Annotated in this window: 14 protein-coding genes; 13 read left to right on the top strand and 1 reads right to left on the bottom strand. The window is 63.7% G+C overall.

Features of this window, described 5'->3' with window-relative positions:
• Positions 1-86 precede the first annotated feature (86 nt).
• From JJE66_RS15350 to hemN, 4 genes are all read left to right on the top strand, one after another.
• Positions 87-1,529, top strand: a complete 1,443-nt coding sequence (locus JJE66_RS15350; protein ID WP_200515047.1) for a PAS domain S-box protein — start codon at positions 87-89, stop codon at positions 1,527-1,529.
• Positions 1,519-2,127, top strand: a complete 609-nt coding sequence (gene fixJ / locus JJE66_RS15355) for a response regulator FixJ (RefSeq protein WP_200515048.1) — start codon at positions 1,519-1,521, stop codon at positions 2,125-2,127. The genes JJE66_RS15350 and fixJ overlap by 11 nt, the downstream gene beginning before the upstream one ends.
• 177 nt (positions 2,128-2,304) lie before the next feature.
• On the top strand, positions 2,305-2,532 hold the full coding sequence (locus JJE66_RS15360) for a hypothetical protein (RefSeq protein WP_200515049.1): 228 nt from the start codon (positions 2,305-2,307) through the stop codon (positions 2,530-2,532).
• 15 nt (positions 2,533-2,547) lie between these two features.
• Complete coding sequence (gene hemN / locus JJE66_RS15365) at positions 2,548-3,882, top strand: oxygen-independent coproporphyrinogen III oxidase (RefSeq protein ID WP_200515050.1); 1,335 nt, start codon at positions 2,548-2,550, stop codon at positions 3,880-3,882.
• On the opposite strand, the gene JJE66_RS15370 is transcribed toward hemN, so the two are convergent.
• Positions 3,866-4,291 carry a hypothetical protein gene (locus JJE66_RS15370; RefSeq protein WP_200515051.1) on the bottom strand — a complete coding sequence of 142 codons (426 nt, stop codon included), beginning with the start codon at positions 4,289-4,291 and terminating at the stop codon, positions 3,866-3,868. The genes hemN and JJE66_RS15370 overlap by 17 nt on opposite strands.
• On the opposite strand from JJE66_RS15370, the gene JJE66_RS38885 reads away from it, so the two are divergent.
• From JJE66_RS38885 to ccoS, 9 genes are all read left to right on the top strand, one after another.
• Positions 4,232-4,399 carry a hypothetical protein gene (locus JJE66_RS38885; RefSeq protein WP_409362834.1) on the top strand — a complete coding sequence of 56 codons (168 nt, stop codon included), beginning with the start codon at positions 4,232-4,234 and terminating at the stop codon, positions 4,397-4,399. The two genes, JJE66_RS15370 and JJE66_RS38885, sit on opposite strands and share 60 nt — an antisense overlap.
• A 90-nt stretch (positions 4,400-4,489) precedes the next feature.
• A complete protein-coding gene (ccoN, locus tag JJE66_RS15375) occupies positions 4,490-6,115 on the top strand; it encodes a cytochrome-c oxidase, cbb3-type subunit I (protein ID WP_409362835.1) in 1,626 nt (541 codons plus the stop codon).
• Between the two features lie 7 nt (positions 6,116-6,122).
• The gene (ccoO, locus tag JJE66_RS15380; RefSeq protein WP_200515053.1) at positions 6,123-6,857 is read left to right on the top strand and encodes a cytochrome-c oxidase, cbb3-type subunit II; all 735 of its coding nucleotides are present in this window, start codon (positions 6,123-6,125) and stop codon (positions 6,855-6,857) included.
• Positions 6,858-6,869: 12 nt separating this feature from the next.
• Positions 6,870-7,034 carry a cbb3-type cytochrome c oxidase subunit 3 gene (locus JJE66_RS15385; protein ID WP_200496213.1) on the top strand — a complete coding sequence of 55 codons (165 nt, stop codon included), beginning with the start codon at positions 6,870-6,872 and terminating at the stop codon, positions 7,032-7,034.
• 3 nt (positions 7,035-7,037) lie between these two features.
• The gene (gene ccoP, locus JJE66_RS15390; RefSeq protein WP_200515054.1) at positions 7,038-7,910 is read left to right on the top strand and encodes a cytochrome-c oxidase, cbb3-type subunit III; all 873 of its coding nucleotides are present in this window, start codon (positions 7,038-7,040) and stop codon (positions 7,908-7,910) included.
• 93 nt (positions 7,911-8,003) lie between these two features.
• Entirely contained in the window at positions 8,004-9,464 is a 1,461-nt protein-coding gene (gene ccoG / locus JJE66_RS15395; RefSeq protein ID WP_200515379.1) for a cytochrome c oxidase accessory protein CcoG, read from the top strand.
• Between the two features lie 18 nt (positions 9,465-9,482).
• Positions 9,483-9,983: a FixH family protein gene (locus JJE66_RS15400; protein ID WP_200515055.1), complete on the top strand. Its 501-nt coding sequence runs from the start codon at positions 9,483-9,485 to the stop codon at positions 9,981-9,983.
• A gap of 12 nt (positions 9,984-9,995) precedes the next feature.
• Positions 9,996-12,185, top strand: a complete 2,190-nt coding sequence (locus JJE66_RS15405) for a heavy metal translocating P-type ATPase (RefSeq protein WP_200515056.1) — start codon at positions 9,996-9,998, stop codon at positions 12,183-12,185.
• Positions 12,185-12,373: a cbb3-type cytochrome oxidase assembly protein CcoS gene (gene ccoS / locus JJE66_RS15410; RefSeq protein ID WP_200515057.1), complete on the top strand. Its 189-nt coding sequence runs from the start codon at positions 12,185-12,187 to the stop codon at positions 12,371-12,373. The genes JJE66_RS15405 and ccoS overlap by 1 nt, the downstream gene beginning before the upstream one ends.
• The last annotated feature ends 353 nt before the right edge of the window (positions 12,374-12,726 follow it).

A 12,726-nucleotide genomic window follows, 5' to 3' on the forward strand; every position in this document is an offset into this window, starting at 1 on the left:
CTTGTCGAAAGGACGGCCAGTCGAGCTATGAGGCGATCACCATCCAGTCTCGCAAAGACGCTTTCGTTTTCGCATCTGGCCACTGAATGACAGCACAAGCCCGATTTTGGCTTCGCTACGGCGCGGCGGCAACCGCCTCCGCTTTCATCCTCTGTCTGCGCCTTGCCTTGCATCACTCTTTCGAGGATCGGACCTTCACCGTGATCTACGTTCCGGTCGTCGTCTTTGCGGCCTTTGCCGGCGGCCGCGGGCCGGCCATCTTCGCCACGCTGCTCTGTCTTGGAAGCAGCGCCTATTTCCTCGGAACCAGCCTCTATAGCGACCCGGCGAACCTGATCGATGTCTCCTTCTTCACCGTCATGGGACCGATCCTCGGCGTGATCGGAGACCGGCTGCGGCAACAGTCCGAAGATGCCCGAAATCGGCAGGCCCAGCTTCAGTCAATCCTGGATACCGTCCCGGAAGCCATGGTCGTGATCGATGAGCGGGGCATCATGCAATCCTTCAGCGTCACGGCCGAGCGCCTCTTTGGCTGGTCGGCCGCGGAGGCGATCGGAAACAATGTCTCCATCCTGATGCCGGGACCTTACCGGCAGGAGCACGATAGCTATCTCGATCGCTACCGCGCCACAGGCGAGCGCCGCATCATCGGGATCGGGCGGATCGTGGTCGGCGAGCGCAAGGATGGCTCGACCTTTCCGATGGAGCTCGCAGTCGGCGAAGCCAAGGCCGGCGCCGAGCGGTACTTTACCGGCTTCGTCCGCGACCTGACGGAACGGCGAACCCAGGAGCGCCGCATGCAGGAGCTGCAGTCGGAGCTACTGCACGTGTCGCGGCTGACCGCCATGGGCGAGATGGCGTCCTCGCTCGCGCACGAGCTCAATCAGCCATTGTCCGCGATCACCAGCTATCTGCGCGGCGCCGCGACCCTGCTGAAGCCGAAAGAAGTCGACAAGGAGCGCGTGCGCGAGGCCATGGACCGTAGCGCCGACCAGGCGTTGCGCGCCGGCGACATCATCAAGCGCCTGCGTGAGTTCGTTGCCAAGGGCGAGACCGAGCACACCATCGAGAATCCGGCGGCACTGCTCGAGGAGGCCGCGGCGCTAGCCCTGGTCGGGGCCCGGGAACAGGGTGTGCGCGTGTCACTGCGCTGTGACCACGACCTTCCCGACGTTGTCGTCGACAAGGTCCAGATCCAGCAAGTCGCGCTCAACCTCATCAGGAACGGCATCGAGGCGATGGAAACGACCAGCCGGCGCGAGCTGACCATCGGCGTCACCCGCCAAAACAGGTTCGCCTTGTTCTCCGTCACCGATACGGGCACGGGCATCGCCCCGGAGATTGCCGAGAAGCTGTTTCAACCCTTCGTCACCACCAAGGCAAACGGCATGGGTGTAGGTCTTTCAATCTGCCGAACCATCATCGAAGCACACGGCGGACGCGTCGCGGCACGTCCCAACGGTGGCGCGGGCACCGTATTTGAATTTACGCTGCCCTTCGCCGAAACGGAGGTGGCGGATGAACGATAAGCCGGTCATTCACGTCATTGACGACGACGCTGCGATGCGGGATTCGCTGGCGTTCCTGCTCGACGTCAATGGATACAGGTCGCAGGTCTACGAGACGGCCGATGCGTTTCTGGCCGGCGGCGGGGCCGAGACTTTAAGCTGCGTCGTCTCTGATATTCGCATGCCGGGCATCAGCGGCATCGAGCTGGTTAGGAAGCTGAAGCGCGAAGGAGCAGCCAGTGCGGTCATCCTGATCACCGGCCACGGCGACGTCGCGCTCGCCGTGGAGGCGATGAAGGCGGGTGCTGCGGATTTCATTGAAAAGCCGTTCGATGATGCGGCGCTCTTGGACGCGATCCGCGCCGCGCTCGATACCCGTCCCTCCGCTCCGGGCGAAAATTCCGCGCGAAAGCAGGCCGCGGCACGGCTCGCAGACCTGTCGCCCCGCGAGCGCGACGTGCTGCAGGGGATTGTGGCCGGCAAGATCAACAAGGTCATCGCGCATGAGCTCAGCATCAGTCCGCGCACGGTCGAGGTCTACCGTGCCAATCTCATGGCGAAGACGGGGGCGCGCAGCATGTCCGAACTGATGCGTCTCGCGCTCGCTGTGGGTCTGTGAGGCCTGGGGGCAGCCCGGCATCAGCTAGCCGCCGGTCGCCGGCCCGACCGGTGCCAGTGCTTGCGCCGACGAGGGGCGTCGACTGCAGCGTGGGCGATCGGGCGCGATGCCTGATTGATCTTGCTCAAGGACTTCGCTCCGGTTCTGAGCAACATGTCGGCAAACAGGAGAAACACAATGTCCTTATTTGAGGTGCGCTTCATCAAGACGGTCTGCGACGACAGGGGGCACGAGCATCGCGCGTGCGAGGCGGCGTTCACCATCGAAGCTCCATCCCTGACGGACGCGGTTGGACGAGCGGAAGCCGATTTTTGCCGGCAGAGGCACGTTCATGACTGGACGATCTTCGCAGATGCCGTCGAATTCCGGGCGCCGACCGCGCTGGAGCGGGCCGGGGCCTCCTAGCAAGGTCGATGTGTCTTGAACCCCGTCGTGCGCCGCTATGCCGGCTACAATGTGCCGCGCTATACGTCTTATCCGACTGCCGCCGATTTCTCAGCCGACGTCGGCGCGAAAGATCACGAGGCCTGGCTCGCCGGCCTCGGGGCGGCTCAGGCCGTCTCGGTCTATCTTCACGTGCCCTATTGCCGAAAGATATGCCTGTACTGCGGCTGCAACACCAAAATGGCCGTCCGTGATGACGTGGTCGGTGCCTATCGTCGCGCGCTTGAGACGGAGATCGATCTTGTTGCGAGCCTGCTCGGGGCCAGGCCCAAAATTGCCCGCCTGCACTGGGGCGGCGGAACGCCCAGCATTCTCGGACCTGACGGCCTGCGATCCGTGATCACCGCGCTCCGCCGTCAGTTTCCGTTTGCGAACGGCTCCGAGCACGCGATCGAGCTCGATCCGCGTCACGTGACTGTCGCGCTCGTGGAAGCCCTGGCGGAACTCGGCCTCAGCCGTGCGAGTCTGGGCGTGCAGGACGTCAATCCCTTGGTGCAGGCCGCGATCGGCCGCCTCCAGCCGCTGGTTGTCATCGAGACGGCCGTCGAGCGATTGCGGTCGGCCGGAATCAGAAATCTGAATTTCGATCTGATGTATGGGCTGCCGCTGCAGACAGCCGCCTCGATTCGCAAGACTTGTGCGTTGGTCGCGGCGATGGCGCCGGACCGCATCGCTTGTTTCGGCTATGCGCACCTGCCGCGGCTCAAGGCCAACCAGCGGCGTATCGATGAAGCCAAACTGCCGTCGCAGGATCAGCGCATCGAGCAGGCCGAGGTCATGTCCGAGGAGCTGATTCGCGCCGGCTATGTGAAAATCGGCATCGATCATTTTGCGAGGCCTGGCGATGCGCTCGCAAGGGCCGCGGCAGGCGGGACGCTGCATCGCAATTTCCAGGGCTATACCGAGGATGCCAGCGGCGTTCTTCTCGGGCTCGGCGCCTCCTCGATATCGACCTTCGCAGACGGCTTCGCGCAGAACGCAGCCGATGTTCCGAGATATCTCGGTGCCATCGCTGCCGGCTCACTCGCCTCAGCCAGGGGATGCCGGCGCGATGAAAACGACCGGCAGCGCGCGCACATCATCGAGCGGCTGATGTGCGATTTTATTGTCGATCTCGATGTCGTCGCGCCGAATGCCGAGTTCCGCAATGAAATGGCGAGGCTGACGCCGATGCAATCAGCGGGGCTGGTCGAGATCGCGGGCGCCAGATTGACAGTCACAGAGGCTGGTCGGGCCGTCGTTCGCGTCATCGCCGCAACTTTCGACACCTATCGATGCGCGCAGGCCGCGCAGTTCAGCAGCGCAATTTGATCTGCATCAACGACAACGTCCCTTGGCCGATGTAACACATCATCGAAAAAGGGACCCAAATCGTCACATGTTGATTGAAGCGGCCGGCAAGACGTGCAGCACATTGTTCGGCAATCTCCTTGGCCGCCTGAAGGGCGTCGTGGATCGCAGGAACGAGTTGCAGCGGCTGGACCAGCGGGACATGGAGGTTATCGCGCGCGAGCTGAACCTTTCCACGACGGAGCTCGCTGCGCTGATCTTGAAGCCTTCGGGGTCGCTTCAGTCCCTGAGCAGGCGCCTCTCCCATGCGGGCCTTGCCGAGGACCACGAGGAAGAATTTCACCGTGACGCGCTCCGCGATCTGCGACGCGTGTGCAGCCAATGCGCGTCCAAGGCGCGCTGCGCCCGCGACTTGAATCACGCGCGGCAAGCGACGCCCGCAAAATACTGCCCAAATGAGCAGACGCTGCGGGCGTTGGCGGATGATGTGCAGCGGTGCGCCCCACAGAATCTGCCGGTCCCCGCCACCCGCAATTGATGTCGATCAACCCGGGCGCCGCGCGTGCCTCCCTGAGCCACTCCTCGAGGATGTCGCACCATGACGAACGTCTCCGCTGGCGCAAAATCGATGACGATCGGAGAAGCGACGTTGTGGCCGCTGTTTGCGGTGCTCGCATTCCTTTGCCTGATCGGTGCGGGATTCGCGCATGACGCCCCGTTCGCCTTTCACGCCTCGCTTGGCTGCGCCGCCAGCATCGCGGCTGCGTTTGCGATCCTCAACCGCTACTATGATCGCTCGGCCAAGCTGCCGCCGCAGGAGATCAACGGGCGTCCCAACTACAATCTTGGCCCTATCAGGTTTGCATCCGTGGCGGCGATGTTCTGGGGGATTGCCGGCTTTGCCGTGGGACTTGTCATTGCCTCGCAACTGGCATGGCCCGCGCTCAATCTCGATCTGCCCTGGACCAGCTTCGGCCGCCTGCGCCCGCTGCACACCTCGGCCGTGATCTTCGCATTCGGCGGCAACGTCCTGATCGCGACCTCGTTCTATGTCGTGCAAAAGACCTGCCGCACCCGGCTCGCCGGCGATCTCGGCCCCTGGTTCGTCGTGCTCGGTTACAACTTCTTCATCGTGATCGCCGGTACCGGGTATCTGCTCGGCGTGACGCAGTCGAAGGAATATGCCGAGCCCGAGTGGTACGCCGATCTGTGGCTGACCATCGTTTGGGTGACTTATCTGCTGGTGTTCCTGGCGACTCTGGTCAAGCGCAAGGAGCCGCACATCTTCGTCGCGAACTGGTTCTATCTCGCCTTCATCGTGACGATCGCGGTTCTGCACCTCGGCAACAACCCCGCGCTGCCGGTCTCGGTGTTCGGCTCGAAGTCCTACATTGCCTGGGGTGGTGTTCAGGACGCCATGTTCCAGTGGTGGTACGGGCACAATGCGGTCGGCTTCTTTCTCACCGCCGGTTTCCTCGCGATCATGTACTATTTCATTCCAAAGCGCGCGGAGCGGCCGATCTATTCCTACCGGCTCTCGATCATCCACTTCTGGGCGCTGATCTTCCTCTACATCTGGGCCGGCCCGCACCATCTGCACTATACCGCGCTGCCTGACTGGGTGCAGACGCTCGGCATGACATTCTCGATCATGCTCTGGATGCCCTCCTGGGGCGGGATGATCAACGGGCTCATGACCTTGTCGGGCGCCTGGGACAAGCTGCGCACCGACCCGGTGCTGCGCATGCTCGTCGTGTCTGTGGCCTTTTACGGCATGTCGACGTTCGAAGGCCCGATGATGGCGATCAAGGTCGTCAACTCGCTCAGCCACTATACCGATTGGACCATCGGGCACGTGCATTCGGGCGCGCTCGGCTGGGTCGGCTTCGTCTCCTTCGGCGCGCTCTACTGCCTGGTGCCATGGGCGTGGAATCGTAACGGTCTCTACAGCCTCAAGCTCGTCAACTGGCACTTCTGGATCGCCACGCTCGGCATCGTGCTCTACATCTCCGCCATGTGGGTGTCCGGAATCCTGCAGGGCCTGATGTGGCGGGCCTACACCTCGCTCGGCTTCCTCGAATATTCCTTCATCGAGACCGTCGAGGCCATGCATCCCTTCTACATCATCCGTGCAGCCGGGGGCGCGTTGTTCCTGATCGGCGCGCTGATCATGGCCTTCAATCTCTGGATGACGGTCAAGGCCGGCGAAGCCGAGGAGGCACGCGCCGCCGGCCGGCTTCAGCCTGCCGAATAGGCATCCCATGTCCTTCTGGAATCGACACAAGATCTTCGAGAAGAACGCGACCATCCTGATCGGTGGAATCCTCGTGGTCATCGCGATCGGCGGTCTCGTCGAGATCACGCCGCTGTTCTATCTCAAGAGCACGATCGAGGCGGTCGACGGCGTTCGTCCCTACACGCCGCTCGAGCTTGCCGGCCGCAACATCTATGTCCGCGAAGGCTGCTATCTCTGCCACTCGCAGATGATCCGCCCGTTGCGCGACGAGGTGGAGCGCTACGGCCACTACTCGCTGGCCGCCGAGAGCATGTACGATCACCCCTTCCAGTGGGGTTCGAAGCGTACGGGTCCCGATCTTGCCCGGGTCGGCGCCAAATATTCCGATGATTGGCATGTCCGGCACCTAATCAATCCGCGGGCGATCGTGCCGCAATCGGTGATGCCGGGGTATCCATCGCTGGCTGCGACCGAACTCGAGCTTGAGGACGTCGCCGCGCATCTGCGCACTAGCCGCGCGATCGGCGTACCCTATACCGACGACCAGATCGCCAATGCCAAAGCCGACCTCAAGGCGCAGCTCGATCCCGATGGTGCGGATGCCGAAGCGTTGCAGAAGCGCTATCCAAATGCGGTTGTCCGCAACTTCGACGGCAAGGCCGGCCAACCCACCGAACTCGATGCGCTGGTCGGCTACCTGCAGATGCTGGGGACGCTGGTCGACTTCAAGCTCTACGACGAAAAAGCCAATCTGCGTTGAAGGCTGTTTATGATGAAGGTGATTGTCTCCGTTGAGAACGTGGTCTCGCAGTTCGTGCTCAACTTCTGGACGCCGGTCTTCGTCGGCATCTTCCTTGCGATCGTCTGTTACGCGCTGCGTCCCCGCAACAGGGCGCTGTTCGATGCCGCGGCGAAAATGCCGCTGCGGGAGGATTGACGGATGAGCCAGCACAACGACACCGACCACATTTCCGGCCGGTCGACCACGGGCCACGAATGGGACGGCATCGAGGAGCTGAATACGCCGCTTCCCCGCTGGTGGGTGCTGACCTTCTACGCCACCATCATCTGGGCCTTCGGCTATTGGGTGGTCTATCCGGCCTGGCCGCTGGTGAGCGGCTATACGGCCGGGGTCCTGCACTACACCAATCGCGCCGCCGTGACCGCAAATCTGGCCCAACTCGAAACTATGCGCGGCGAAAAGATGAAGGCGCTTGGCACCGCGTCTCTGGCCGAGATCGAGAACGACCCGGCCCTCCTGGCCTTGGCGCGGGCGCGGGGCAAGACGGTGTTCGGCGACAATTGCGCGCCCTGTCACGGCAGTGGCGCCGCCGGCGCGAAGGGCTATCCAAATCTGAACGACGACGACTGGCTCTGGGGCGGCACGCTCGAGCAGATCATGCAGACCATCCAGTTCGGCGCACGCTCCGGTCATGCCAGGGCTCATGAAGGCCAGATGCTCGCCTTCGGCAAGGACGGCGTGCTCAAGTCGGACGAGATCGTCACGGTGGCCAACTATGTGCGCTCGCTGTCGGGCCTCTCGACCCGGAAAGGTTATGACGCCGCCAAGGGCGAGAAGATCTTTGCCGACAATTGCGTCGCCTGCCACGGGGACGGCGGCAAGGGCAATCAGGAGCTCGGCGCCGCCAATTTGACCGACAAGATCTGGCTCTACGGCTCGGACGAGGCGACCCTGATCGAGACCATCAGCAATGGCCGCGCCGGGGTCATGCCGGCCTGGGAAGGGCGGCTCGATCCTTCGACCATCAAGGCGATGGCGGTCTACGTCCACTCGCTGGGCGGTGGCAAATAGCAATGCCGGGCGAGGTTTGACCGGTTCACCCAGGTGAAGCCGTTCCGCCTTGGGGCAATGGTGCCTTGTCGGGGGATTTTGATGGGCGTTCCGATGACCAAGAACGTCACTTCGAAGGAGTTGATGGGTGGCGATGATGATCTGCCGCTCTATGCACCACAGAAGAAAATCTATCCGCAACGGGTTTCGGGCACCTTCCGGCGGATCAAATGGGGGCTGATGGCGCTCTGCCTCGGCGTCTATTACCTGCTGCCGTTGTTGCGCTGGAACCGCGGTCTTGGTGCGCCCGATCAGGCCGTGCTGATCGATCTGCCGAACGAACGTTTCTATTTCTTTTTCATCGAGCTGTGGCCGCAGGAGGTCTACTACTTCACCGGACTGTTGATCCTCGCTGCCTTCACCTTGTTCCTGATGAATGCGCTCGGCGGCCGCACCTGGTGCGGCTATCTCTGCCCACAGACGGTGTGGACCGACCTGTTCTACGCGGTGGAGCGCTGGACCGAGGGCGACCGCCGCGCGCGCATCAAGGCCGATGCCGGTCCGCTGACGGCCGCGCGGCTGGCGCGGCGCGCGTTGAAGCAGGCGATCTGGCTGATCATCGCCTGGTGGACCGGCGGCGCCTGGGTCCTCTATTTCTCGGATGCACCGACGCTGGTGAAGGATCTCGCCACGTTCCAGGCGCCGGCGATCGCCTACATCTGGATCGGCATTCTCACCGCTTCGACCTATCTCCTGGCCGGCCACGCACGGGAGCAGGTCTGTCTCTACATGTGCCCATGGCCGCGCATCCAGGCCGCGCTTACTGATGAGTGGGCGCTCAACGTCACCTACAAATACGACCGCGGCGAGCCGCGCTGTTCGGTGAAGAAGGGGAGAGCCCAGCGCGCGCTGGGCGAGACGGCCGGTGATTGCGTCGATTGCAACCAATGCGTCGCAGTCTGCCCGACCGGCATCGACATCCGCAACGGCGCGCAGCTCGGCTGCATCCAGTGCGGCCTCTGCATCGATGCCTGCGACAACGTGATGAAGAGGATCGGCAGGCCGATGCGCCTGATCGGCTACGACAACGACATCAATGTGCAGCGGCGGACATCCGGCAAGGCGGAAGTCTTCAGGCCGGTCCGTTCGCGGACGGTGGTCTATGCCGCGCTGATCGCCATGGTTTGCGCGGTGATGCTGCATGCGCTGCTGACGCGCTCGCTGCTGGACCTCAACGTGCTGCACGACCGGAACCCCGTGGCGGTCAAGCTCAGCGCCGGCGCGATCCGCAACGGCTATACGCTGCGCTTCCTCAATAAGCGCGGATTTGATCGCGTGATTGCCGTCGATGTCGACGGGCCGGCCAATGCGCAGATCCACATCGTCGGCGTCGACTCCGTCACGCCGGACCGGCCGATGATCGTGCTTGCGCGCGATGCCACCACCGAGCTGCGCGTGCTGGTGACTGCGTCCTTCGACGAGACAATGGAGAAGACCCAGCCGGTGAAATTCCGCATCACCGACATCGGACTCGGCGAGGTTGCCTCCGCCACCGATCATTTTGTGACGCCCTGAAATCTGAGGAAAACGGACATGACAACGTCTTCATCCGCCATACGGCCGATCACCGGGCACTTCGTCCTGATCGCCGTGGTCTCTTTCTTTGCCGTCGTGATCGGCGTCAACGCGGTGATGATGCGGCTTGCCATTGCCACGCTGCCGGGAACCGACGTCGACAGCGCCTATAGCGTGAGCCTTGCCTATCAGAAGGAAATCCAGGCTGCGCATCAGCAGAACGGGCGCGATTGGAGAGTCGATGCGCATATCGAGCGCCAGGCCGGCGGGACGGCTCGGCTCACTCTGGACGCCAAGGCGCAGGACGGCGCGCCGCTTGCCGGGTTGTCGGTCTTCGGCCGGCTCGAGCGGCCGACCGACCGCAGAGCCGACCAGGCGTTTGCGATGATCGAGGCGGGCGACGGCAACTACCATGGCATTGCGCATGGCGTTGCGGTGGGGCAGTGGGACCTGGTGATCGAGGCCGACCGGGACGGAAAGCGCCTATTCCTGTCGCGCAACCGCGTCGTCCTGAACTGAAGGCGCGAGGCAATGCATTCGACCATCGATTTTTCGCACTTCCTGAAGAGGTCTGGCCCCGATCGCTTGCGCCTCGATCTCGCGGTCGACGGCATCTGTTGCGCCGGCTGCATGGCCAAGATCGAGCGCAATTTGTCGCAGATCCCGGATGTCACCCTGGCCCGGGTTAATCTGACCGATCGGCGCCTGGCGCTGGAGTGGAAGGCGGGCGCGGTGGATCCCGCGCTCTTCGTCCTTCGTCTCGCCGAGCTCGGCTACAAGGCCTATCCGTTCGAGCCGGCGGGCGCCGAGACACGGGAAGCCGACCTCGCAAGTGCGCTGCTGCGGCGCCTGGGAGTTGCCGCTTTCGCGGTGATGAATGTGATGATGCTGTCGGTACCGGTCTGGTCCGGCAATGTCGGCGACATGCTGGGCGAGCAGCGCGACTTCTTTCACTGGCTCTCCGCGCTGATCGTGCTGCCGGCCGCAGCCTATTCGGCCCAGCCGTTCTTTGCGTCCGCCTGTGCCGCGCTCCGCGCGCGCGGTGTCAACATGGATGTGCCGATCTCGATCGGCATCGTGCTGGCGCTGGCGATGTCGCTGTTCGAAACGGCGACGCATGCCGAGCACGCCTATTTCGACGCGGCGATCATGCTGATCGCGTTCCTGCTGGCAGGCCGCTATCTCGACCAGAACGTGCGGCGGCGCACCCGCGCCTTTGCCGGCAATCTTGCCGCGCTGAAGGCGGAAACGGCAACGAAATTCATCACTGACGAGGAGATCCGCACCGTTCCCGTCGCCGCGATCCGCCCCGGTGACATCGTGCTGCTCCGTCCCGGCGAGCGGTCGGCCGTCGACGGCGCTGTCCTCAGCGGCCGCTCCGAGATCGATCAGAGCCTGATCACCGGCGAGACGCGGCCAACGACGGCAATCGCCGGAAGTGCGGTCTACGCCGGGACCCTGGTGCGATCCGGCGCGTTGCGCGTGCGCGTCTCGGCGGCTTGCGAAGCAACGCTTCTGTCTGAAATCTCGCGGCTGCTGGAAAATGCCCTGCAATCGCGGTCGCGCTATCTGCGCCTTGCCGAACGTGCCTCGCGGCTTTACGCGCCGCTTGTCCACGCGACCGCACTCTTGACCATGACCGGCTGGCTTGTCGCAGGCGCCACGCTCCACGATTCGATCGTGATTGCCATCGCTGTCCTCATCATCACCTGTCCCTGCGCGCTTGGCCTCGCCATCCCAGCCGTTCAGACGGTGGCCTCCGGCACCCTGTTCGGCTCGGGCGTGTTGCTCAATGCAGGTGAGGCGATCGAGCGGATCGCCGAGGTCGATCGGGTGATCTTCGATAAGACCGGCACGCTGACTCTGCCCGAGCTCGACGTCGCAAATGCCGCGTCGATTCCTGCCGATGTCTTCGATTTGGCCGGCCGCCTGGCGCTGTCCAGCCGGCACCCGGTCGCCGCCGCGGTTGCGCGCGCGGCAGGCGCAAAAGCGCCGCTGCCGGACATCGCGGAGGTGCCGGGGCAGGGCGTTTCCGGCGTGGTCGATGGCCTCGACATCAGGCTGGGGCGGCCGTCCTGGTGCGGCGCCGATGAGCCGGCTAACCAGATTCTCCAGGACGATCCCGAGGCATCCGTCGTCGCGTTTCGACATGGTTTGACGCGCCATGTCTTCGCAGTCCGGCAGCGGATCCGTCCTGATGCGGCGAACACCGTCTCTGCACTGCAGCGGGTCGGCTTGACCGTCGAGATGCTCTCCGGCGACCGGGAGCCGGCCGTCAGGGCCGCTGCCGAGACGCTCGGCATTCATCATTGGCGTGCCGAGGTGACCCCGGTCGACAAGATCGCCCGCATCGACGAGCTCGCGCGCCACGGCCACAAGGTGCTGATGGTCGGAGACGGCCTGAACGATGCGCCGGCGCTGGCCGGTGCTCACGCCTCGATGTCGCCGGTCACCGCGACGCACCTCAGTCAGTCGGTGGCGCATGCGGTGTTTCTTGGCGAGCGGCTTGCACCCGTGCAAGCCGCAATCGCCATTTCGCGCCAGGCGGTGCGGCTGATGCGGCAGAACCTCTGGCTCGCGGTGATCTACAACGCGCTCGCCGTGCCGCTCGCTATGGCCGGCCTGGTGACGCCACTCATCGCCGCGGCCGCGATGTCCACGTCGTCGCTGCTCGTGATGCTCAATGCCTTGCGCGCGCGCCGGCAGAGGAAACCCGCCTGATGGAAGTCCTGCTCTATCTGGTGCCTCTTGCGCTCGTACTTGGCGCGCTCGGCCTTGCGGCCTTTCTCTGGTCGCTCAAGAACGGCCAATATGACGATCTCGATGGCGCCGCCTGGCGGGCGATCGCCGATGATGAGCCGGCTGAGACATCCTCCACCGCGGCGCCCCCGGCGAGCGCTCAGCATTAGCAACGCGATCGCAACGGGGGCGAAGGCCACCAGCAGCGTCCATCAGGACGCCTGCGCGGCGAACCGAGCGGGCTTCGACAAACGGGACGATCGCTACCGCTCAGCCATGGCCGCCCACCTATCGACAGCAGCTGGGGGATTGGTCAGTTTATCGGCAGCGCAAGAAGAATGTCGGCTTCAGTCGTGAACATGCGGTAGATCGTGATTTCGTCAGATCGATGATGCGTAACACCGTAACCAAAACGACGCTCGAACCCGACTTGAACTACAAGCTCGACCTCATCCGTATTTCGCAGAGAAAGGTATTCTCATGGGCGAAGAGCATGGCCTAGCCTCTCGACAATCTTTTCCGA

It is taken from the genome of Bradyrhizobium diazoefficiens, from assembly GCF_016612535.1.
Lineage (GTDB): Bacteria > Pseudomonadota > Alphaproteobacteria > Rhizobiales > Xanthobacteraceae > Bradyrhizobium > Bradyrhizobium diazoefficiens_C.

Excerpts from the sequence above, each read along its gene's own strand:
- JJE66_RS15405 (WP_200515056.1), top strand. The coding sequence starts at position 9,996 with ATGCATTCGACCATCGATTTTTCGCACTTCCTGAAGAGGTCTGGCCCC.
- ccoG (WP_200515379.1), top strand. The coding sequence starts at position 8,004 with ATGACCAAGAACGTCACTTCGAAGGAGTTGATGGGTGGCGATGATGAT.
- ccoS (WP_200515057.1), top strand. The coding sequence starts at position 12,185 with ATGGAAGTCCTGCTCTATCTGGTGCCTCTTGCGCTCGTACTTGGCGCG.
- ccoP (WP_200515054.1), top strand. The coding sequence starts at position 7,038 with ATGAGCCAGCACAACGACACCGACCACATTTCCGGCCGGTCGACCACG.
- ccoO (WP_200515053.1), top strand. The coding sequence starts at position 6,123 with ATGTCCTTCTGGAATCGACACAAGATCTTCGAGAAGAACGCGACCATC.
- JJE66_RS15400 (WP_200515055.1), top strand. The coding sequence starts at position 9,483 with ATGACAACGTCTTCATCCGCCATACGGCCGATCACCGGGCACTTCGTC.
- JJE66_RS15385 (WP_200496213.1), top strand. The coding sequence starts at position 6,870 with ATGAAGGTGATTGTCTCCGTTGAGAACGTGGTCTCGCAGTTCGTGCTC.
- JJE66_RS15350 (WP_200515047.1), top strand. The coding sequence starts at position 87 with ATGACAGCACAAGCCCGATTTTGGCTTCGCTACGGCGCGGCGGCAACC.
- JJE66_RS15360 (WP_200515049.1), top strand. The coding sequence starts at position 2,305 with ATGTCCTTATTTGAGGTGCGCTTCATCAAGACGGTCTGCGACGACAGG.
- ccoN (WP_409362835.1), top strand. The coding sequence starts at position 4,490 with ATGACGATCGGAGAAGCGACGTTGTGGCCGCTGTTTGCGGTGCTCGCA.
- fixJ (WP_200515048.1), top strand. The coding sequence starts at position 1,519 with ATGAACGATAAGCCGGTCATTCACGTCATTGACGACGACGCTGCGATG.